The organism is Herbaspirillum sp. SJZ107, from assembly GCF_006715485.1.
In the GTDB taxonomy this organism is placed as follows: Bacteria; Pseudomonadota; Gammaproteobacteria; order Burkholderiales; family Burkholderiaceae_D; genus Telluria.
In genome coordinates this window covers 2216849-2238406 of record NZ_VFNH01000001.1, presented here as the reverse complement: position 1 = coordinate 2238406, position 21558 = coordinate 2216849, and the positions used below count along the sequence as shown (strand labels likewise).

Genomic DNA, 21558 nt, shown 5'->3' with positions numbered 1-21558 from the left:
CAGGACGTTGATAGGCTGGGTGTGGAAGTGCAGTAATGCATTAAGCTAACCAGTACTAATTGCCCGTACGGCTTGTCCCTATAACCTTGGCAGTACAAGGTTGAGATGACAGCTGTTTGTTGATACCCAGATTCAAAAAACAATACTTCTTCCGGATTCAGAGTGGCGCCCAGCACAGGGAAGCGCACTCGTACAGTTTATGCCTGATGACCATAGCAAGTCGGTACCACCCCTTCCCATCCCGAACAGGACCGTGAAACGACTTTGCGCCGATGATAGTGCTGCAACCAGTGTGAAAGTAGGTTATCGTCAGGCTAATTAATGAGTAGTAAGCGAAACCCCGCAGAGTGATCTCTGCGGGGTTTTTTGCTTTCTCGATGCCGTCAAATGGACGAAGGCTTACAGCGCTGCCAGAATCGCCGTCGCCACACCCGGTGAGTGCTTGTCGAAGTAATGAATATGGCCCAGGGCGCCGGTACAGAATTCATAGCATCCCTGCTTGTGGGGTGGCGTCGGCTGCAGGAGCGTCTGCAAATTTCCTGCCCATAGATTGCGCCCGACGTAGTCCCCGCTGCCGTAGCCATTGCCCCAGCTTGCCAGGCCGGCGTCGGACAGGTTGGCGTTCCTGGCCCAGCCGTAAATCCCCGGAAAGCGCGCCGCATACAACTGGCGCAGCGGCGATCCGAAGGTGAGCAGGTCGATCGGGGCCAGCTGTGCCAGGAACCCGGGATTGCGCGCCTTCAGGTAGCGCAGCAGGTCCAGTGTGATCACCGTCCCCTGGCTATGGCTGATCACCACGATGCGCTCGTAGCCTTCGCTCTTCAAATGGCGCAGCAGCGAGACGTAGCGCGCCATGATGCGCAGGCGCGGCGTTTCGCCGACCGGACGCTCGCGCAGCCAGTTGTCGACGTCGATGGCGGTGTCGATCACGACGCGCAGCGAAGCGAACGCCCTGGACAGCCTGCCCAGCGAGACCCCACCCATCAGACGCGTCAAGGACAGATAGGCCAGCGCGCTGCCGCCCACCACCACCCCCAGATCCTGGCTCGTCCACGGAAAGGCGGGCCGATACTGCAGCAAGGCGCCGGCCGGCAGCAGGAGGAAAAAGGCGGCGACGGCAATCCACTTCGCAGCCTGCAGCAGCCGGAAACCCTGGTTCAGCCAGCGCCACAGGCCGAGTGTGCGCTCGCCCTGGGTGGGTGCGGGCGGCGGCAGGAGTTCTGCGATGACCGAGGGCAGGAAGGCGACGACAGCGCACGCGAAAGCCACGACCATGCATACCAGGAACGGGATCGCAGCCGGGCTCGCGCTCAGATCGATCAGCGTCTTCAGGCGGTCGCTCAGCGTCGTGGTGGCGTCACCCCATGCCGTCGGTACGACCGTCGCCATCAAGCCTGGCGCATGGTCCCGGAGGAGCGCCGCATACCCGCTCCATAGCGTCAGCACCACGACCAGCAGCAGCGGTGCCGGCACCGCCGCGGCGATCAGGCCGGTATCGATCGAGCGCCGGACGTCTTCGTAAGGATGACGGTATTTCGCAACCATGCCGGCGGCCAGCAGCGCGAGATTGACGAGCGCCAGCGCGCCCCATGCCAGGACCAGCCAGGCGAAATGGCCTTCGACGAAGAACACGAACCAGTTCAAGGGGGTGAGGGTGATGCCCTTGGCCGCCATGACCCCGATCTCCACGAAAGCCCACAGCACCGCGCCCATCAGGATCACTGCCCAGGCTTTCAGGGCGCCCGGCCGGCTGATCTCGTAGCGCCGCACGAAAACACTACCGGCCAGCAGCGAGAGCGGTAGCGCCAGCATGAAGGCCGCGTCGGCCGACAGGAGGAACTGCCTGCTCTCCTGCCAGCTGCCCAGGGCGGCCAGGCCGATGCCGCTCAGCCAGATCGTCGGCAGGGCCAGGCGCTGCACCCATCTCGGTGCCTCTGGCCGGCGCATCCGCTTTTGCAGTAAAAAGCCGAGTCCGCAGGCAGCGGTGATGCCGATCATGGCGGCCGTGCCGATCCGGCCGGCGTCGCCGCTCGGCACCAGCAGCGCCAGGAAGGCGACCCCGAGGCAGAGCATCAGGATGTTCCCGAGCGCGATCGGCACCGCCAGCAGCCAGTAGCCCCAGGCTGAAGCGCCGTAGATGAACTGCAGCACCGGGATGCGGGTACGATTGCCGCGCGAGGCCAGCAGGGAACCGAGTGCGCTGCGTCCGAGGCTGGCCACGTGCAGGAACAGCTGGATCATCTGGCGCACGGCCGTCAAGCCGCCCTGGGTACCGCCGTGGGACAAGTCGGACCAGAACATCTCGAACACGTCGACCGTGGTCTGGTCAGGCCGGCTGCAGCGCATGCGCGTCGTCACGTAGTTGTCCTTGTAGTCGCCGCCGCCGGCCAGCGTGATCGCGGTAAAGTCGATGTCGGTAGCGTTGACGCCGTGCGCGTCCGGACTGGCGCCGCGTGCGGCGGCGGCCACCGTGCGCGGCAACTTGCTGCTCTGTGCCGCCACCGTGGCGCGACTGGAAGCGGGTACCGCAAGGTCCTCGGTACTGACCGCGATGTGCGTCGGCGTGCAGGCGAAACTGCCGTAGCTGGCCGGATCCGCGCACTGCAATTGCTTGGCGATGGAGGCGGATGTCGCGCCCGCTTCGTGATGGCCCACGCCGTGTACGGCGATGACAGCAACACTGCCTTTGTTCATTCCACCTCCCATAGTCGTAGTTTGAGGTACATTGAAACGCAGAGTTACTGAAATGGTAAGACAGCCGACACTTGCGATGGCGTCAATTCAGCGATGTATTTACACTGCATGCGCGAGCGTATCAAAAGTGCAACACGGTAGCGAATCGACAGGGAGACGGGGATGCGCGATGCACTCATCATCGGCGGCGGCCACAACGGCCTGGTCTGCGCCTGGTACCTGGCCCGCGCCGGCCTCAAGGTGACAGTCCTGGAAAAGCGCGCCGTCGTCGGCGGCGCGGCGGTCACCGAGGAATTCCACCCGGGCTTTCGCAACTCGGTCGCCTCGTACACGGTCTCGCTGCTCAACCCGAAGATCATCCGCGACATGAACCTGGCCGCGCACGGCCTGCGTATCGTCGAGCGCCCGCTGTCCAACTTCCTGCCGCTCGACGATGGACGCTACCTCAAGGTCGGCGCCGGCAGGACCGCCGGTGAGGTGGCAAAGTTTTCCGAACGCGACGCCCGCCGCCTCGACGCCTATGCCGCGCAGCTGGATGTCGCCGCCGATGTGCTGCGCGAACTGGTCCTGCAGACGCCGCCGAACCGGGTCGAAGGCGGCTGGCTGACCGCGCTGCCCGAATTGATCAAGGCCGGCAAGCTCGGCAACCGCATGCGCAAGCTGCCGTTGGCGGCGCAGCGCGGCCTGCTCGACCTGTTCACCAAGTCGGCCGGCGATTACCTGGATGGCTGGTTCGACAGCGCGCCGATCAAGGCGGCCTACGGCTTCGACAGCGTGGTCGGCAATTACGCCAGTCCTTATTCGCCCGGCTCGGCCTATGTGCTGCTGCATCACGTGTTCGGCGAAGTGAACGGCGAAAAGGGCGCCTGGGGCCATGCGGTCGGCGGCATGGGCGCGATCACCCAGGCGATGGCCGTGGCGGCGCAAAAGCAGGGCGTGGACATCCGCACCGGTTGCGCAGTCGACGAGGTCCTGCTGGATAAAAGCCGGGCTACCGGCGTCGTCACCGCAAAGGGCGAGCGGCTCGACGCACGCGTGGTGGTCTCGAACCTGAATCCGCGCCTGCTGTACACCCGCCTGGTCGACCCGGGCGCGCTCCCGCCGGAGTTCCTGCGGCGCATGCAGGCCTGGCGCTGCGGGTCCGGCACCTTCCGCATGAACGTGGCGCTGTCCGAACTGCCGGACTTCAGCTGCCTGCCGGGACACCAGGCGGCCGAGCACCACGGCAGCGGCATCATCATCGCCCCCAGCCTGCAGTACATGGAGCGCGCCTACCACGATGCGCGCGCCTTCGGCTGGGCGCGCGCGCCGATCGTCGAGGTCCTGATTCCATCCACGCTGGATGCGACGCTGGCGCCGCCCGGCCAGCACGTGGCCAGCCTGTTCTGCCAGCACGTGGCGCCCGAACTGCCCGACGGTTCCAGCTGGGACCTGCACCGCGAACGGGTGGCCGACCTGATGATCGACACCGTCGACCGCCATGCGCCGAACTTCAGGCGCGCGGTGCTGGGCCGCCAGATCCTGAGTCCACTCGACCTGGAGCGCACCTTCGGACTGGTCGGCGGCGACATCTTCCACGGCGCGCTCGGACTCGACCAGCTGTTCTCGGCGCGTCCAATGCTCGGCCATGCCGACTACCGCGGACCGCTTGCGGGCCTGTACACCTGCGGTTCCGGCACCCATCCCGGCGGCGGCGTGACCGGTGCGCCCGGCCACAATGCCGCCCGCGAAATCCTGCGCGACCTGGGCCGGCGCCCCCGCTGACGCAGCAGGGCGCGCCAATTCGCGCAGCAAGTTGATCGCAGCACCCGCCCCGCTGCCGGGTATGATGGCCGCAAACAGAACAGCCTACCGGAGACCCGCTTGGACCCGACACGCCGCCGCCTCGCCCTGACCCTGCTCGCTTCGCCGCTCTGGCCCACGGCGCTCCACGCGGCCACGCCGGCGCCCCAGCAACGCTCGATCACCGAGTTCGGCGCCATCGACGACGACGCCACCGACGACGCGACGGTCAACACCCGCGCGATCCAGGCCGCGATCGACCACCTGGCCGGGCAGGGCGGCGGCACGGTGGTGGTGCCGCGCGGGGTCTTCGTCAGCGGCGCGCTGTTCCTGAAGCCGCAGGTGCACCTGCACCTCGACCAGGGTGCGGTGCTGAAGTGTTCGACCGACATGAAGCATTTTCCGGTGCGGCGCACGCGCATCGAAGGCCACTTCGAAGACCGTTTCAATCCGGCCCTGATCAACGCCAGCGGCTGCGATGGCTTGAAGATCAGCGGCGAAGGCACGCTGGACGGCGCCGGGCGTCCGGTCTGGGACCTGTTCTGGAAGCTGCGCAACGCCGCGCCGGACAAGCGCAACTTCCCCAACCTGGGCGTGCCGCGCGCCCGCCTGGCCCTGATCGAGCGCTCGCGCGGCGTCACCATCGAAGGCGTCACGTTCAAGGATTCGCAGTTCTGGAACCTGCACCTGTACGACTGCCGGGACGTGGTGGTGCGCAATGCGCGCTTCCAGGTGCCGGACGACTACAAGCAGGCGCCCAGCACCGACGGCATCGACCTCGACAGTTGCCGCGACGTGACCATCGAGGGCTGCCATTTCTCGGTCACCGACGATTGCATCGCCGCCAAGGGCTCGAAGGGCCCGCACGCGCTGGAAGACCGGGACAGCCCGCCGGTCGAACGCATCCGCGTGCGCAACTGCGTGTTCCGGCGCGGCCATTCGGTCATGACGCTGGGAAGCGAGGCCACCGTGGTGCGCGACGTCGTGGTCGAAAACTGCACGGCGACCGGCGTCGGCAACATCGCCGTGCTCAAGCTGCGTCCGGACACCCCGCAGCAATACGAAGACATCCACCTGCGCAACCTGACCCTGGATTCGGCGGGCGGCGCCGTGATCAGCATGCAGCCCTGGACCCAGTACGTGGACCTGAAGGGGGCGCCGCCGCCGCGCTCCACCGTGCGCAACATCAGCCTGGAAAACATCAAGGGCCGCTTCGGCACGCTGGGCACGATCAAGCCGAATCCGGGCCAGACCGAGATCGGCGCCGTCCTGCTGAAGGACATCGACCTGCGGCTGGCCAGCACGGGCTTCGAGGTCAGCGGCGCCGCCGGGTTGCGCCTGGAGAACGTGGTCGTGAACGGCAAGCCGTTCACGGTTTGATGGCGCCGCCGCCAAGCTTGTAAAATGCCGCCTCCAGCAGCGAGGCGACCATGCACCAGGCAGCACCCGGCAATACCATCACGATTTCGAGAATCCTCCACGCGGGCTACGTGATGGCCTGCGAAGGCACGCGCATCGCCTTCGACACCATCTTCGAGAATCCGTTCAGCCGCAACTGCCACGCCTTTCCGGACCTGCGTTTCGACCACGAGGCGATCCGCCGGCAGCGCTTCGACGCGGTGTTCATCTCGCACTTCCACGACGACCACTGCTCGCTCGAGAGCCTCGACCTGCTGGACCGCGCCACGCCGATCCATATCTACTGCATCTTCGACGAACTGTTCGACATGGTGCGCCAGCTGGGCTTCACGCAGGTGCACCCGTTGCGGCTGGACGTGCCGGTGACGGTCGGCCCGTTCCAGGTAATCCCGCGCGAAGCGATGGATGCCGACGTCGATTCGATGTTCCAGGTGAAGGCGGCCGGGTTGAACGTGCTGAACGTGGTCGATTCCTGGATCGACGACGGCACCCTTGCCCAGCTGGTGCAGGAAGGGCCGTGGGACATGGTGCTGTGGCCGTTCCAGACCATGCGCGAGATCGAGGTACTGGCGCCGTCGCGCTCGACCCCGGCGCCGCCGACGCTGCCGGAAGAATGGATCCCGCAGCTGCAGGCGCTGGCGCCGCGCTACGTGGTGCCGAGTTCCTGCCAGTTCCTGCAGGAGCCGTGGTCCTGGTACAACCGCGCCTTCTTCCCGATCACCTATGCGCAGTTCGCGCGCGAGGTCGGCGCGGCGCTGCCGGCGGCGCAGGTGGTGCGGCTCGATCCCTCGCGCTCGGTGCAGCTGGACGCCGGCACGCTGCGGCCGGCGCCGCCCCTGGACTGGGTGATCCCGATCGGCCCGCAGGACGTCGATTACGTCTACGAAGGCAACGCCGCGCCGCCGCCGACCGCGGACATCGCGCGCCACTTCGCGCCGCTGGCGCCCGACCAGTTTGCGCGCGTGCTGGAGTACTGCCGCACCACGCTGCCGGCAAAATACGGCGAGATCGACGCCGCCTCGGACTACTTCGACCAGCCGCGCATCTGGCGCCTGTCGCTGCTCGACCACGCGGGGCAGGCGACCCACTTCCGCTACCGCCTCGAACCCGGCGGCCCGGCGCGGCTCGACGACAGCGATGCGCCGCTCGGCTGGACCACCGAAATCCCCGCCACCAAGCTGTACGGCGCGCTGGAAGAGGGCGAGTCGCTGACCACGATGTACCTGCGCATCAACGACACGGTGTTCGACGCCGCCACCGAGCGCGACCTCGAAGACGCCGACGTGGTCGACGACCCGCTGATCCGCTGCCTGTTCAGCGACACCTTCGGCGCCTACCAGGCGGCCCAGCTGCGGCGCCTGCTGGCGCGTTCACTTCCCGAGTAGAGCCAGCGACTGCTCCCAGTCGCCTTCCCAGGCGTGCAGGAAGCCGTGCGTCTTGAAGGCGCGCTTCAGGGCGCCCAGCGGTGCGCGGTAGACGTCGTGCAGGCCCAGCGCCAGCGTCACCGGGTTCCAGACCGCGTTGCGCTTGGACTTGCGCGCGCTCGCCTTCACCCGCGCGCCGTCGTCGCCGAAGATGCCGATGGCTTCGTCGAGCGCCTTGTCCAGGTCCATGCGCACGATGCGGCCGAAGGCTTCCAGCACCTCGGCCTTGCCGATGCCGAACTGCGATTCGGTCGCCGGGGCCGGCGTCTTCTGCGCCGCCGCTGCATCGTGCTTCAGCTTGCCCGGCAGCTTTTCCAGGTCCTTCTTCTGGAAACGCAGCGCCTCGAGCGGATAGCGCAAGCCCGGTGGCGGCAGGTGCACCGCAATCCGGTATGCATCCTTGGTCATCGTGATCAGCACGTCCTCGCTGCCGGCCAGCAGGCGCGCGACGTCGCCTTCGAAGAATACCGGCGCTGCGTAGCCGCCGTTGGCATCGCCGAACAGCTCGGGCATCGCAGGGTCATAGTCCAGCCAGACATAGGGCGTCATGCCGTGCTCGAGCAGGCGCGCCAGGGTCCACGGCGTGCCGGTCTGCAATGTCAGCCAGGCACATGCTTCGCCGGTGGTGGCGCGGAAAGGAAGGTCGGTCGTGCTCATGGCTTCTCGGATACGGTAAGGGACGGCCATTGTAGTGCAAACGCTTGACAGTCAAATATGACGGCAATAATATGAGGTTCATCATATTTTGAATGCCGCAGCCATGTCCACGGACCTCAAGCAGACCCGCCGCGAACAATCGCACGAACGCATTCTCGACGCCGCCGCCCGCGCCATCTGCCGCGACGGCTACGCCGGCCTCGGCGTTGCCAACGTGATGAAGGAAGCGGGGCTGACCCACGGCGGCTTCTATGCCCACTTCGCATCGCGCGACGACTTGCTGGCTGCCGCCGTCGAGCATGCCGGCGAACAGAGTGCGGCGCGTATGCGCGAGCGTCTCCAGGCCCGTATCGCCGAGGGGGCCAGTCCGCTGCGCGCCCTGGTCGAAGAGTACCTGTCGGAGCGGCACGTGGAGGCGCTCGACCAGGGCTGTCCGGTGGCCGCGCTCGGCGCCGACCTGGCGCGCGGCGAACCGGCCCTGCGCCAGGTGGCCGAACGGCGGGTACTGCACCTGGCCGGCGCGGTGGAACGGGCGCTGCCGCCACGCAGTGCCGCCGGCACCGGCATGGTGATCGCCAGCACGCTGGTCGGCGCCGTCCAGATCGCCCGGGTGCTGCAGGCCGAACCACGCAATGCCGTGCTGCGCAGTTGCAGGGATGCGCTGCTGGCCCAATACGACCGTCCCGCCACGGCGGGCTGATTCCACCGGTGCCGCCGGCGCAAGCCGCGGCACTTTTTTCGTCACCAAATATGACACACGTCATATTTCGATCATCAGGAGAGCCAGCATGAAACTCGACAATGCCACCGTCCTCGTCACCGGCGCCAACCGCGGCCTGGGCCTGGAATTCGCCCGCCAGGCACTCGCCGCCGGTGCCCGCAAGGTCTACGCCGGCGCACGCGATCCGGCCAGCGTCACGTTGCCGGGCGTGATACCGGTACGGCTGGACGTCAACGACCCGGCCCAGGTGGACGCGGCGGTTGCCGCCTGCGGCGACGCCACCGTGGTCGTCAACAACGCCGGCATCGCCACCATGGGCGGCCTGCTGGACGCGGGCAGCATCGACGCCCTGCGTGCCATGTTCGATACCAATGTGTCCGGCCTGCTGCGCGTCAGCCAGGCCTTTGCCCCGGTCCTGGCACGCAACGGCGGCGGCGCGTTTCTGAACGTGCTGTCGGTGGCGAGCTGGATCAGCACGCCCGGCCTGGGTGCTTATGCAGCCACCAAATCGGCCGCGTGGAGCGTGACCAACGGCCTGCGCATTGCGCTGCAGGGACAGGGCACCCAGGTGCTGGGACTGCATGTCGGCTTCATCGATACCGATCTCACGCGCGGCATCGACCTGCCCAAGCTGGCGCCGGCGGATGTCGTCGCCAAGGCGTATGCGGCGCTGGAAGACGGCGCGAAGGAGGTGCTGATCGACGAGCTATCGCAGCGGGTGCGGCAGGGATTGGCGGCCGATCCCGGGATCTACCTCGACAGCGTGGCGCGCGAGGCTTGACTCGGGCTGCCTGAGGTCCGGTGGCTCTGCTGTCGCCGGATTTTACATAGTTCCTTGCGGGAACTTTAAAGAAAAAAATATTCTCATTGGAATCAAGGACATACGATCCGACAATTGTTAGGCACGAGTGTTGCTTACCTTGTAAGTTCTTACTACGAGGAGGTTGCCATGTTGTTGAGGTCTGTCAGTAAACTGCTGGTCAGCCTGTCGGTCTTCGCTTGTTCATCCTTGTTTGCCGCCCCGCTGGTGGTCAATCTCGCCAACGTCCAGAGCAATGCACCGCTCGGCAATTCGGCGAATACGGTGCTGACCTTCGACGTCGGCGCGAATTCGGCCATCACCGGTTTTTCCTTCGCGGTCAACCTAAGCGCCTATGCACCGAGCTGGCTGTCGGAACTCGGACTGGCAGTGTCCGACTCGAGCGTGAGCACCGGTTTCACCTTCTTCCCGGGCATCGGCAACGACGTGCCGGGAACAGCAAGCTATGCCGATGCCTACGATCTCGTCGACCTCGGCATCGCTTTCAATGTCGGCGCCGACGGCATCCTGCGCCTGGAGTTCTACGAGGATGTGGACGACCTGACGGGTCCGGACGGCCAGTGGAACACCGGTACCCTGACCTTCAACGTGGAAGCGGCAGGCGGGCCGGACCAGCCGGGCGAGGTGCCGGAGCCGGCCTCGCTGCTGCTGCTGGGTGCCGGCCTTGGCGCGCTCGGTTACGCCAGCCGCCGCCGGGTCACCGCGCGCAGGCCTTCCTAACGCCCGTCGCGTCCGCGATCGGCTTCTGCCGCCGCGGCGTCGGCCTCGCCGCTGCGCGCCACCGGCAGATGCCAGTCGTAGCGGATTGCCGCCAAGCGCAGCACGAAGCACAGCGCCGCTCCGGCACAGGCCATGGTGGCGCTGTGCCAGCCCAGCGCATCGCCCGCGACCACCACGGTGGCGCCGGCCAGCGCCGCCACCGCGTAGACCTCGGCGCGCATCACGGCAGGGATCTCGGACAGCAGCACGTCGCGCGCGATGCCGCCGCCGATCCCGGTCAGCATGCCGAGCAGCGCCGCCATGTACGGCTGTACGCCGAACACCAGCGCCTTCTGGGCGCCGGCCACGCAGAACAAGCCCAGTCCGGCCGCGTCCAGCACCAGCACGGTGTTCCGCAGGTGGCGCAGGCCCGGATGCCAGAAGAAGATCAGCACGCCCGCCATGATCGACGCCGCCAGGTAGCGCCAGTCGCCGATCGCGGCCGGCGGCGTGGCGCCGATCAGCAGGTCGCGCACGATGCCGCCCGAGTTGGCGGCAACGAAAGAGAGCACCAGCACGCCGAACAGGTCGAGGCGGCGGCGCACGCCGGCCACCGCGCCGCTGAGCGCGAACACGAAGGTGCCGAGCAGGTCGAGCGTCAGGACCAGGGTCCGCAGCGCAGTGCCTACATCAAGTGAAACAGCGTCAAGTGAAACAGCGGGAAACATCTCGTCGAGCCTGGATTCGGAAATCGGTACGTCCTGCGCTGGCGCGCCGCGGACAACAGGACATTATGAGGCTTGCGCGCCTGGCGCGGAAGGGCTGCGCCCGGCTGCATCGGCGGCGCGCGACAGCGGCATTGTCGGGTTATCGTACTTACGTTCATCAATCTTGCGCCCGATTCATGAGCGCCAATCATAAGGTCATGCAGCATTCATGCGCCCGCTTGTGATGATTTGCCATTATCATGCGCACTGGGTCGGGGATGGACCGCCGACCAACATGACATCTTCAAAGGACAACATGACTGTGAAAGCCTATGGCGCGCTGGCCGCCGACAAGCCGCTCGAATCCCTCGACATCGTTCGCCGCGCACCCGGTGCGCACGACGTCCAGATCGACGTCGCCTTCTGCGGCGTGTGCCACTCCGACCTGCATACCGTGCGCGCCGAATGGGCCGGTACGCTGTTCCCGTGCGTGCCTGGCCACGAGATCGTCGGCCGCGTGTCCGCCATCGGCGGCCACGTGCACGGCGTCAAGGTCGGCGACCTGGTCGGCGTCGGCTGCATGGTCGACAGCTGCCAGCACTGCGCGGATTGCGAAGACGGCCTGGAAAACTACTGCGACGGCATGGTCGGCACCTACAATGGCCCGACCCAGGACGCCCCCGGCCACACGCTGGGCGGCTACTCGGAGCAGATCGTGGTGCACGAGCGCTTCGTGCTGCGCGTGAGCCATCCGGAAGAACAGCTGGCTGCCGTGGCGCCGCTGCTGTGCGCCGGCATCACCACCTACTCGCCGCTGCGTCACTGGGGCGCAGGTCCGGGCAAGACCGTCGGCGTGGTCGGCATCGGTGGCCTGGGTCACATGGGCATCAAGCTGGCGCGCGCGATGGGCGCCCACGTGGTCGCCTTCACCACCTCGGAATCGAAGATCAAGGATGCCGAAGCGCTGGGCGCCCACGAAGTGGTGGTGTCGCGCGATCCGGCAGCGATGGCGGCCCGCACCAAGACCCTGGACCTGATCATCAACACCGTCGCGGCACCGCACGACCTGGACGCGTTCTTGAACCTGCTCAAGCGCGACGGCACCATGGTGCTGGTCGGCGCCCCGGCCACGCCGCACCCGTCGCCGCAGGTGTTCAACCTGATCACCAAGCGCCGCGCGATCGCCGGCTCGATGATCGGCGGTATCCCCGAGACCCAGGAGATGCTGGACTTCTGCGCCCAGCACAACATCGTCGCCGACATCGAAATGATCCGTGCCGACGAGATCAACGAGGCCTACGAGCGCATGCTCAAGGGCGACGTCAAGTACCGCTTCGTGATCGATAACGCGACCCTCGCGGCCTAAGCCTTTTCTTTTCCAAGCCGCCGCCCGTGCGCTGCGCGGGGGCGGCTTTTTCTTTTTGCTTCGATGAATCCAAATATTTCCGTGGCTCCCGGCACGCGCCTGGAGCAGCCCGCGGCATGGGGCGCCGTGTTCGCCCTGTCGCTGGCTGCCTTCGCGCTGGTCGCGTCCGAATTCATGCCGGTCAGCCTGCTCACGCCGGTGGCCGCCGAGCTGCACATCAGCGAAGGGCAGGCCGGCCAGGCGATCGCCATTTCCGGCGCCTTTGCGCTGGCCACCAGTTTGCTCATCCCGGTGCTGGCCGGACGGCTCGACCGCAAGGTGCTGCTGCTGGCGCTGACCGGCCTCATGATCAGTTCGGGCACGGTCGCGGCCTATGCCCCCGACTACACGATGTTCATGGTCGGGCGGGCGCTGATCGGCATCGCCATCGGCGGCTTCTGGTCGCTGTCGGCGGCCACCGCGATGCGCCTGGTGCCGCCGGCGCGGGTGCCGCGCGCGCTGGCCATCCTCAACGGCGGCAACGCCCTGGCGACGGTGGTCGCGGCGCCGCTCGGCAGCTGGCTGGGCGGCGTGATCGGCTGGCGCGGCGCCTTCTTCTGCGTGGTGCCGGTGGCGGCGCTGGCCTTTGCCTGGAAGGTGGTCAGCCTGCCGCCGATGCGGCGCGAACAGGCCGCGGGCTCCGCCAACGTGCTGAAGCTGTTGACGCGGCCGGCCGTGGCGCTGGGCATGGCCGCGAGCGGCCTGTTCTTCATGGGTCAGTTCACGCTGTTTACTTACCTGCGCCCCTTCCTGGAATCGGTGACGCATGCCGGCGTGCAGACGCTGTCGCTGCTCCTGCTGCTGGTCGGCGTGGCGGGCGTGGTCGGCACGACCTTCATCGGCCGCTTCCTGGAGAACGGCATGTACCGGACGCTGGTCTTCATTCCGGTGCTGATGGCGGCGATCGGCGTGCTGCTGGCCGCGTTCGGCGGCTCGGTGGCCGTGGCGGCGGTGCTGCTGGCATGCTGGGGCCTGGTGGCGACGGCGGCTCCGGTGGGGTGGTGGACCTGGCTGGCCCGGACCCTGCCGCACGATGCCGAAGCCGGCGGCGGCCTGATCGTGGCCACAGTGCAGTTGTCGATCATGATCGGCGCCAGCGCCGGCGGCCTGCTGTTCGACGCCGTCGGCTACGGCGCGACCTTCGGCGCCAGCGCCCTGATGCTGCTGGCGGGCGCCGCGATGACGGTGCTGGCTGCACGGGCGGCCGGGCGCGAAGCAAAAGCATGAGCGAGGACGCGGGCGGTGAGGGCGCTCGCACGCCGTTGGCCGAACGCCTGCGTCCGCGCACGCCCGCCGAGGCAGTCGATGCCGGCTCCATCGCTTTGTCGAGAATGCGCCGCGGTGAGCGTGGCCTTCACTTGCCTTAGGAACAACACCGCCTTACACTGAGCCGTATCGTCCGGCCGCAACCGGCCAGTAGCCGCACTTGCGCAACCAGGAACCTCGACTGCTCGTCTTCCCATCCGTGTATGAGAAATCTGCGAGAATTTTCGCTTCTACTTTCCCTATCGATGATCCTGTCTGGCTGTGACCCGTGTGAAAACGAAACATCGCAAACGGTCATCTCCCCTTCAGGCAAACTCAAGGCGGTTGTGTTCAACCGCAGCTGTGGGGCTACGACAGGCTTCAGTACCCAGGTTTCGGTTATTCCGGCGTCCGAGTCGCTGCCCGATGAGGGAGGCAATACCCTCGTCCTTGGCGGCACGGTCCCGCTGACTGTCGCGTGGCGCTCCGACGCTTCTTTGAACCTGAGCGGCCTCGGTGCAGCCAGCGTGTTTAATCGGTCGAGTTCTGTTGCAGGCGTTTCGGTCAGCTACCGAAACTGAATCATCCACGGCTTGAAGGCGACGCTTGACCTTCTTTTTCATACACTCATGCGCGCCCTCCATCTTTTCGCCTTTTTGTGCTGTTCCGCCGTTCATGCAGCAGCAGGCGCCGATCCCTTGGATCATCTGAAGAAAGACCAACCCAAAGACGTGATTGCACTCATCGATCGCCTCGCCGGTTGCAATCACTGGAGCGGCGAAGATGCCTACGACGCTGAACGGAAGCAGGAAATTGCTGCGGCCATCGCAGACTTGAAGTGCGAGCGACTGCAGAAAGACGTGGCGATGGCACGCAAACGCTATGCGAGGCGGCCGGATACGCTCAAAGTCTTACAAGCGGCGGAAGACACAAGCTATTGATGACGGCTTCGGAAGATCGCCAGGATCCGGCGCCCGGGTGGAAGCGGACGCCGTGATGGGTGGGCCGCCGGCCAGGCGCAGCCCCTGGCCTCACCCCTTGTGCCGGATCGTATCGATCACCAGCGCCAGCGCGCGCGAAGCCTGGCGCCGGCTCGGGTAATAGGCGTGCAGGCCGGGAAACACCGCACACCAGTCAGGCATCACGCTGACCAGCCGTCCCGAGCGCACGTAGGGCCCGACCAGGCTTTCCGGCAGGTAGGTCACGCCGACGCCGCTCAGCGCCGCGTTCAGCATGTGGTAGACGTTGGTGAACACGGTCTGCCCGCGCACCTGCGCCTCGAAATCGCGTCCGTCGTGGCGCAGTTCCCACGCATACAGGCCGCCGCTGCTGGCCAGGCGCAGGTTGATGCAGTTGTGCTTCATGAGTTCCTGGGCCGTCGCCGGCACCGCATGCCATTCGAAGTAGGCCGGGGCGGCGACGATCATCATCTGCACGTCGGGCGTCAGGCGCACCGCGATCATGTCCTTGTCGACCTGGTCGCCGTGGCGCACGCCGATGTCGTAGCGCTCGGCCGCGATGTCGACGATGCGGTAGTCGGAACTCATCTCGACGTGCAGGTCGGGGTACTGCGGCAGGATGGGCGCCAGGCGCGGCCACAGTACGCTGTCGATCACGTGGTCGATGGCGGTGATGCGGATGGTGCCGGCCGGCTTGTCGCCGAGATCGCTGACGGCGGCGATCTCGGCCTCGATTTCCTCGAGGCGCGGCGCCACGTTCTGCATCAGGCGTTCGCCGGCTTCGGTAGGCGACACGCTGCGCGTGGTGCGCGTCAGCAGGCGTACGCCGAGGCGTTCTTCGAGTGCGCGTACGGTGTGGCTCAGGGCCGATTGGGTCATGCCGAGCTTGGCGGCAGCGCGGGTGAAGCTGCGTTCGCGGGCGACGGCGAGGAAGACGAGGATGTCGTTGATGTTGTCACGGGCCATTCCGGCATTTTACACGCGCCAACACTAAGGCCCGGCCAGGAAATCCTCGACCAGCTTGCCCGTCGCATCCGGACTCTCTTCCATCAGCCAGTGCCCGGCCCCCGGCACCACGGCTTGCTGGACGTTGGTCGCCGCGTTGCGCATGATCTCCGCCACCTTCGGTCCAAAGGATTTTTCGCCGCCGATCGCCAGTACCGGCATCGTCAGCTTCACCTGCGCGCTGATGCGATTGTCGGCCACGTCGCGGGTGGCAATCGTGTTGAACTGTGCGAATGCGGCCTTCATCGCGCCGGGCTGGGCGTACAGCCGCGCGTAGTGGGCGCGCGTGGCCTCGTCGACCCTGGCCGGATTGGCGGCGAAATCGTTCCAGAAACGGTCGAGGTAGAGCCGCTCGCGGCCGGCGACCAGGCGCTCGGCCATCTCGCCGCCGAAGTTGAAATGCCACAGAGCGGGGCTGAGGATGATCTGGTCCCAGGGCGGGACGCCGGGGACGGGTGCATCCATTACCACCAGCCGCGTCACCTTGTCGGGGTAGCGCGCGGCGTAGGCATAGGCGACCATGGTGCCGATGTCGTGGCCGACCACGGCGGTCCGGTCCTGGCCGAGTTTTTCGACCACGGCGCGGATGTCGGCCGCCTGCGACTTCTTGTCGTAGCCGCCGGCCGCCTTCGACGAGCGGCCCATGCCGCGCAGGTCGGGCACGATGACGGTATGGGTGCGCGCCAGCCGCGTCGCCAGCGGACCCCACATGTCGCCGGTGTCGCCGAAGCCGTGGATCAGGACGACCCCTGGCCCGCTTCCGCCGCTGCGCACCCAGATGGTGGCGCCGTCCGCGAGCTGGACGGTGCCCGTCTTGAAGCCGGGCGGCAGCGAGGGTTCCCTGGCGCGCGCCGGCAGGACCACGCAAAGCGCAATGGCGGTGAACAGCAGCAGGCGCAGCGGTATCGTCATGATCGTGGTTCCTTGGCAGGATCACGATTGGACAGGCCCCCTCAACGCAGGTTGCCCCGCCGGCGCTGCAAGCTGAAATGGATCAAATGCCGTCGACGAGCGAGCGTGCCTGCACCACCTGGCCGCGGTAGGCGTCGAAGATGTGGCGCAGCGCATCGGCCATCGTCACTTTCGGCGACCAGCCCAGCTCGGCGCAGGTGTTCTCGATCTTCGGCACGCGGTTCTGCACGTCCTGGTAGCCGTTGCCGTAGTAGGCGCCCGAGGTGGTGTCGACCAGCGCCACGCGGCGTGCGCCTTCGGCGTATTCCGGATAGTCGGCGGCCAGGTCCAGCATCATGCCGGCCAGTTCGCGGATCGAATAATTGTTGGTCGGGTTGCCGATGTTGTAGATCTTGCCGGTGGCGGCGCCGTCCTTGTTCTCGATGATGCGCATCAGGGCGTCGACGCCGTCGTCGATGTAGGTGAAGGCGCGTTTTTGCTGGCCGCCGTCGACCAGCTGGATGTTCTCGCCGCGCACGATGTGGCCGAAGAACTGGGTCAGCACGCGCGAGGAGCCTTCCTTCGGCGTGTGGATCGAATCGAGGCCGGCGCCGATCCAGTTGAACGGACGGAACAGCGTGAAATTCAAGCCTTCCATGCCGTAGCCCCAGATCACGCGGTCCATCAATTGCTTGGCGCAGGCGTAGATCCAGCGCGGCTTGTTGATCGGGCCGTAGACCAGGCTCGAGTTTTCCGGATCGAACTCGGCGTCCTGGCTCATGCCGTAGACTTCCGAGGTCGACGGGAAGATCAGGTGCTTCTTGTATTTGGCTGCCGAGCGCACGATCGGCAGGTTGGCCTCGAAATCGAGTTCGAACACGCGCAGCGGGTCCTTCACGTAGGTCGACGGCGTGGCGATCGCGACCAGCGGCAGGATCACGTCGCACTTCTTGACGTGGTACTCGACCCACTCGGTGTTGATCGTGATGTCGCCTTCGAAGAAATGCATGCGCGGATGGTCGAGCAGGTCGCTGATGCGCTCGGACTGCATGTCCATGCCGTAGACTTCCCAGTCGGTGGTCTCGAGGATACGCTTGGACAGGTGGTGGCCGATGAAGCCGTTGACGCCGAGGATGAGGACTTTTTTCGTGTTCATGGGTGATGACTTTCGTGAAGCGGTGTGACTGAAATCGGAGTGACGGGGTTGGCGATGACGACGCGGCGCGCGTCGGACGCGAGCACGCGCAGCGGCACGTGCCGGTGCTGCAGTTCGAACACCAGGTCGGCGCGCGCGATCGCCATGCAGGGGATGCCGCGCGCGCTGTTGTCCTGCCAGGTGCGGATGAAGGTATCGAGGTCGGGGATGCCGAGTTCGGGCTGCTGGCGCAGGCCGAATGCGAATTCGTCGGTGTAGTCGACCAGCGTGACCGGACGGCCCAGGTAGAAGGTCAGCGACTGTTCGTACAGCCCGACCGAATACACGCGCGTGGCCGGCTGGAGCACGCTGCGCATGGCCGGCAGCAGCGCGCTGCCGGCGCGCGCCTGGCCGAGCGGCTCGAAGCCGGCCAGCAGGACCTGGCTGGCCAGGAAGCCGCCGACGGCCAGCACCAGCACCTGGCCGTCGCGGCGGTCGTGGCGCGCCATCCACAGGGCCAGGATGCCGCCGCACAGCGCCAGCATGCCGGACGCGTTGATCCAGACCGCGAAGTCGGCATACAGCCGGCTTTCGCCGTCGTGGCGCGCGAAATCCGGGGCGAAGGGCGCTGCCAGCAGCAGTGCCAGGCCGATCAGGACCAGCGTGGCGGCATTGATCATCCGCTGGCGGCGCGAGGCCCCCGCGAGATAGTCGCCCATCAGCAGCGCCAGCGCCGGGAACACCGGCAGGATGTAGCCGGGCAGCTTCGAGCTCGACGCGCTGAAGAAGGCGACGATGAACACCAGCCACACCAGCGTCAGCAGGCGCGGGCGGAAGGCAGGCATCGCATCGGCGCTGCCGCGGCGCGCACCGGCAACCAGGCTCGGTACCAGCATGCCGATCCACGGCATGCTGCCGGCGGCCAGCAGCACCAGGAAGCTCCAGGCCGGCGCTTCGCGGTGATGCTCTTTCAGCAGGAAGCGCTCGAGGTGCTCGTGCACGAAGAAGAAGTGCGGCTGCTCCGGATTGCGCAGGCCGACCAGGATGAACCAGGGCGCCGCGATCGCCAGGAACAGCAGCAGGCCCTTGACGATGTGCAGGCGCGTCCACAGGCGCCAGTCGCGCGCCGCCAGCGTATAGCAGGCCAGCACGCCGCCCGGCAGCACGATGCCGATCAGGCCCTTCGCCAGCGTCGCCAGCGCCATCCCGGCCCAGCAGGCCAGCATCCAGTTGCGCTGTTCGGCCGGGCCGGCATCGGCGCGCTGGGCCAGCAGCAGCGCGCACAGGCTGAGCGTCATCATGCCGGACACGCTCATGTCGACCGAGTCGACCTGGCTGCCCAGCACCCAATAAAAGGAGGAACCCAGCACCAGCGCCGCATACAGGCCGGCGCGGGCGCCGAACACGCGGGTGCCGGCGAAGCCGGTCAGCAGCACGCCGAAGATGCCGCACAGGCCGGTCCACAGGCGCGCCTGCCACTCGCCGATGCCGAACAGCGTGAAGGTGAGGGCGTTCATCCAGGCCTGCAGCGGCGGCTTTTCGAAGTACTTGATGCCGTTCAGGCGGGTGGTGACCCAGTCGCCGCTGGCGAACATTTCGCGCGCGATCTCGGCATAGCGGCCCTCGTCGGGCGGGACCAGGGTGCGGATCGCCAGCACGGCCAGCGAGGCCAGCACGAAGGCGGCCGCGAGCGCGCCCATGGCCGCCCGGTTGCGGTGTAATTCTTTCATGACTCAGTCAGTGCGATGGCGTGGGTGTCGGCCGCGGTCGCGGGGTGTGCGGAAAACGCAGGGTGAACGTGCTGCCCTGTCCCGGACTGCTGGTGACGCCGGCGCTGCCGCCGTGCAGTTCGGCGATCGAGCGCACCACGGCCAGGCCAAGGCCGGTGCTGTCGGTCGAGCTGCGCGCGGCGTCGGCGCGGTAGAAGCGGTCGAACAGGTGCGGCAGGTGGCGCGCGTCGATGCCGGCCCCGGTGTCGCTGACCGCGATGATGACGGCGTCCGCCGTCGCCGTGCCGCGCAGACGGATGGTGCCGCCGCGCGGGGTGTAGCGCAGCGCATTGGTCAGCAGGTTGGACAGGGCGCGCCGCAGCAGCAGCGGATCGGCCATGATCTGCCCCTCGGCGCGCGCTTCCAGCGTCACGCCCTGTTCGTCGGCGGCGATCTCGTAGAATTCGATCAGCTTCTGGAATTCGCCGGCCAGCGCCACCTGTTCCAGGTGCACGTGCTGCTCGGCGTTGTCGGCGCGCGCCAGGAACAGCATGCTGGCCACCATGCGCGACAGCCGGCTGCCTTCCTCGACCACCACTTCCAGCGTCTGCTGGTACTCGAGCGGGGTACGGGCACGCGCCAGGGTCACGCTGGCGGCGGCCACCAGGTTGTTCACCGGCGAGCGGAACTCGTGGGCGATGTCCGACGAAAAGCGGGTCAGCTGCTCGAACGACTGTTCCAGGCGGGCCAGCATGGTGTCGAAATTCTCGGCCAGCACGCGCAGCTCGGCCGGCCAGGCATCGTCGGCGATCCGCTGGTGCAGCTTTTCGGCGTTGATGCGGCCGATCTCGGCAGCGATCGCGCGCACCGGCGCCAGGCCGCGCCGCGTCAGCATGAAGCCGACGCCGGCCGACAGCAGGATCGCCAGGCCGATCACGCCGGCCAGCTTGGTGCGGTAGGCTTCCAGCAGGCGGCGGCTGTCGCTGATGTCCAGCACCCCGCGCAGCACGGTGCCTTGCGGACCGAGGGCCGGCCCGTGTACTTCGATGGCCTCGGCGCCGGGCGTATCGACCGCCAGGTCGTACACCAGCAGCGCGCGCGGGCGGCCGGCCTGGCTGTCGTCGATGTGGCGGAATGCGGCGTTGCCGGTCCCGGTACGCAGCGACGCCAGCGCACTCGAGAAGATGGCGGCATTCGCCGAGGCGTCGCGCACCGACCGGTCGGGCGCCAGCAGCTGCCAGCCGAAGCGGCGGTAGGCTTCCTGGTATTCGCGCCACTCGACCTGCCACTGGTTGAGCGGATGGCTGCGCACCGCCAGGATTTCCAGCACGTCGCGCTGGATCTGCAGGTCGTTCCTGAGCGCCGCCTCGTCCTTTTCGCGCAGCTGGTCGACCAGTTCCGAATACATCATCGCCGACACGCCGAGCACGATCGCGGTGATCGCCACGCTGACGAACACGCTCATGCGCAGCGTCAGCGACCAGCTGCCTCCGCTCTTTTTAGGCGCGGATTTCGAGGACATAGCCGACTCCACGCACGGTGTGCAACAGTTTGACCGGGTACGGGTCGTCGAGCTTGGTGCGCAGGCGCCGCACCGCCACTTCGACCACGTTCGTCTCCGAGTCGAAATTCATTTCCCACACCTGGTCGGCGATCACGGTACGCGACTGCACCTCGCCGGCGCGCCGGATCAGCAGCGACAGCAGGGCGAATTCCTTGGGCGTCAGGTCGAGCCGCTCGCCGGCGCGGGTGGCGCGGTGCTTGAGCAGGTCGAGGCGCAGGTCGGCCAGCTCGTAGATGGTCGGTTCGGCCTGCCCCTGGCCCTGCGCCGCGCTGGCGTTGCGGCGCAGGATCACGCGCACGCGCGCCAGCAGCTCGGCAAAGGCAAACGGCTTGACCAGGTAATCCTCGGCGCCCAGCTCGAGGCCGCGCACGCGGTCGTCGACGGCATCGCGCGCGGTCAGGAACAGCACCGGCGTGCGGCGCTGGGCGCGGCGCGCGGTTTCAAGGATCGCCCAGCCGTCCAGGCCGGGCAGCATCACGTCGAGGATCGCGAGGTCGTACTCGGCCGTGAGCAGCAGGTGCAGCCCGTCCGGACCGGTATGGGCGACGTCGACCACCATGCCTTCTTCCTTGAGGCCCTGGGACAGGTAGGCGGCCGCGGTGGCCTGGTCTTCGACGAGCAGTAACTTGGTCATGGGCGCATTGTGCCCGAAATCGCCTGACGAAAGCCCGGCGGGAAGATTACATTTCCGTAAGCTGGTCGGCCGGGGCCGGCCCGGCGGA

General features: G+C 67.0%; 18 protein-coding genes and 2 rRNA genes. 11 read left to right on the top strand and 9 right to left on the bottom strand.

Annotated elements, in window-relative coordinates:
• Together FBX97_RS09755 and rrf are read left to right on the top strand one after the other, a co-directional pair.
• Positions 1–80 (top strand): 23S ribosomal RNA (locus FBX97_RS09755); the annotation flags it as partial.
• Between the two features lie 122 nt (positions 81–202).
• A 5S ribosomal RNA gene (rrf, locus tag FBX97_RS09750) occupies positions 203–315 on the top strand.
• Positions 316–399: 84 nt separating this feature from the next.
• Here the strand turns inward: rrf and FBX97_RS09745 are convergent.
• Complete coding sequence (locus tag FBX97_RS09745) at positions 400–2694, bottom strand: hypothetical protein (protein ID WP_141830720.1); 2295 nt, start codon at positions 2692–2694, stop codon at positions 400–402.
• Positions 2695–2856: 162 nt separating this feature from the next.
• Between FBX97_RS09745 and FBX97_RS09740 the strand changes: the two genes are divergently transcribed.
• The 3 genes from FBX97_RS09740 to FBX97_RS09730 all read left to right on the top strand — a co-directional run bounded on the left by FBX97_RS09740 (position 2857) and on the right by FBX97_RS09730 (position 7280).
• Positions 2857–4458, top strand: coding sequence for an NAD(P)/FAD-dependent oxidoreductase (locus tag FBX97_RS09740; protein WP_141830718.1), 1602 nt, complete (start codon positions 2857–2859; stop codon positions 4456–4458).
• 99 nt (positions 4459–4557) lie between these two features.
• Positions 4558–5856 (top strand): glycoside hydrolase family 28 protein, encoded by a 1299-nt coding sequence (locus FBX97_RS09735; RefSeq protein ID WP_141830716.1) that lies wholly within the window; start codon positions 4558–4560, stop codon positions 5854–5856.
• 50 nt (positions 5857–5906) lie between these two features.
• Positions 5907–7280, top strand: coding sequence for an MBL fold metallo-hydrolase (locus FBX97_RS09730; RefSeq protein WP_221631773.1), 1374 nt, complete (start codon positions 5907–5909; stop codon positions 7278–7280).
• On the opposite strand, the gene FBX97_RS09725 is transcribed toward FBX97_RS09730, so the two are convergent.
• A complete protein-coding gene (locus tag FBX97_RS09725) occupies positions 7266–7976 on the bottom strand; it encodes a hypothetical protein (protein WP_141830714.1) in 711 nt (236 codons plus the stop codon). The genes FBX97_RS09730 and FBX97_RS09725 overlap by 15 nt on opposite strands.
• A 103-nt stretch (positions 7977–8079) precedes the next feature.
• Between FBX97_RS09725 and FBX97_RS09720 the strand changes: the two genes are divergently transcribed.
• The 3 genes from FBX97_RS09720 to FBX97_RS09710 all read left to right on the top strand — a co-directional run bounded on the left by FBX97_RS09720 (position 8080) and on the right by FBX97_RS09710 (position 10237).
• Positions 8080–8676: a TetR/AcrR family transcriptional regulator gene (locus FBX97_RS09720; protein WP_141830712.1), complete on the top strand. Its 597-nt coding sequence runs from the start codon at positions 8080–8082 to the stop codon at positions 8674–8676.
• Positions 8677–8764: 88 nt separating this feature from the next.
• Positions 8765–9478 carry an SDR family oxidoreductase gene (locus tag FBX97_RS09715; RefSeq protein ID WP_141830710.1) on the top strand — a complete coding sequence of 238 codons (714 nt, stop codon included), beginning with the start codon at positions 8765–8767 and terminating at the stop codon, positions 9476–9478.
• Positions 9479–9646: 168 nt separating this feature from the next.
• Complete coding sequence (locus FBX97_RS09710; RefSeq protein WP_141830708.1) at positions 9647–10237, top strand: PEP-CTERM sorting domain-containing protein; 591 nt, start codon at positions 9647–9649, stop codon at positions 10235–10237.
• Here the strand turns inward: FBX97_RS09710 and FBX97_RS09705 are convergent.
• On the bottom strand, positions 10234–10944 hold the full coding sequence (locus tag FBX97_RS09705; RefSeq protein ID WP_141830706.1) for a trimeric intracellular cation channel family protein: 711 nt from the start codon (positions 10942–10944) through the stop codon (positions 10234–10236). The genes FBX97_RS09710 and FBX97_RS09705 overlap by 4 nt on opposite strands.
• A 295-nt stretch (positions 10945–11239) precedes the next feature.
• On the opposite strand from FBX97_RS09705, the gene FBX97_RS09700 reads away from it, so the two are divergent.
• The 3 genes from FBX97_RS09700 (at position 11240) to FBX97_RS09690 (ending at position 14514) form a co-directional block, all read left to right on the top strand.
• Positions 11240–12289, top strand: coding sequence for an NAD(P)-dependent alcohol dehydrogenase (locus FBX97_RS09700; protein ID WP_141830704.1), 1050 nt, complete (start codon positions 11240–11242; stop codon positions 12287–12289).
• Positions 12290–12352: 63 nt separating this feature from the next.
• Positions 12353–13555: an MFS transporter gene (locus FBX97_RS09695; RefSeq protein ID WP_141830702.1), complete on the top strand. Its 1203-nt coding sequence runs from the start codon at positions 12353–12355 to the stop codon at positions 13553–13555.
• Positions 13556–14202: 647 nt separating this feature from the next.
• Positions 14203–14514 carry a hypothetical protein gene (locus FBX97_RS09690; RefSeq protein ID WP_141830700.1) on the top strand — a complete coding sequence of 104 codons (312 nt, stop codon included), beginning with the start codon at positions 14203–14205 and terminating at the stop codon, positions 14512–14514.
• Positions 14515–14604: 90 nt separating this feature from the next.
• Here FBX97_RS09690 and FBX97_RS09685 read toward each other — a convergent pair whose 3' ends face one another.
• The 6 genes from FBX97_RS09685 to FBX97_RS09660 all read right to left on the bottom strand — a co-directional run bounded on the left by FBX97_RS09685 (position 14605) and on the right by FBX97_RS09660 (position 21470).
• Positions 14605–15498: a LysR family transcriptional regulator gene (locus FBX97_RS09685; RefSeq protein WP_141830698.1), complete on the bottom strand. Its 894-nt coding sequence runs from the start codon at positions 15496–15498 to the stop codon at positions 14605–14607.
• A 24-nt stretch (positions 15499–15522) separates the two neighbouring features.
• The gene (locus tag FBX97_RS09680; protein ID WP_141830696.1) at positions 15523–16449 is read right to left on the bottom strand and encodes an alpha/beta fold hydrolase; all 927 of its coding nucleotides are present in this window, start codon (positions 16447–16449) and stop codon (positions 15523–15525) included.
• Between the two features lie 82 nt (positions 16450–16531).
• On the bottom strand, positions 16532–17584 hold the full coding sequence (locus tag FBX97_RS09675; protein WP_141830694.1) for a bifunctional UDP-4-keto-pentose/UDP-xylose synthase: 1053 nt from the start codon (positions 17582–17584) through the stop codon (positions 16532–16534).
• A complete protein-coding gene (locus FBX97_RS09670) occupies positions 17581–19293 on the bottom strand; it encodes a glycosyltransferase family 39 protein (protein ID WP_141830692.1) in 1713 nt (570 codons plus the stop codon). The genes FBX97_RS09675 and FBX97_RS09670 overlap by 4 nt, the downstream gene beginning before the upstream one ends.
• A 7-nt stretch (positions 19294–19300) precedes the next feature.
• Positions 19301–20794: a heavy metal sensor histidine kinase gene (locus FBX97_RS09665; RefSeq protein WP_141830690.1), complete on the bottom strand. Its 1494-nt coding sequence runs from the start codon at positions 20792–20794 to the stop codon at positions 19301–19303.
• On the bottom strand, positions 20772–21470 hold the full coding sequence (locus FBX97_RS09660; protein ID WP_141830688.1) for a heavy metal response regulator transcription factor: 699 nt from the start codon (positions 21468–21470) through the stop codon (positions 20772–20774). Before FBX97_RS09660 ends, FBX97_RS09665 begins: the two co-directional genes overlap by 23 nt.
• Between the last annotated feature and the right edge of the window lie 88 nt (positions 21471–21558).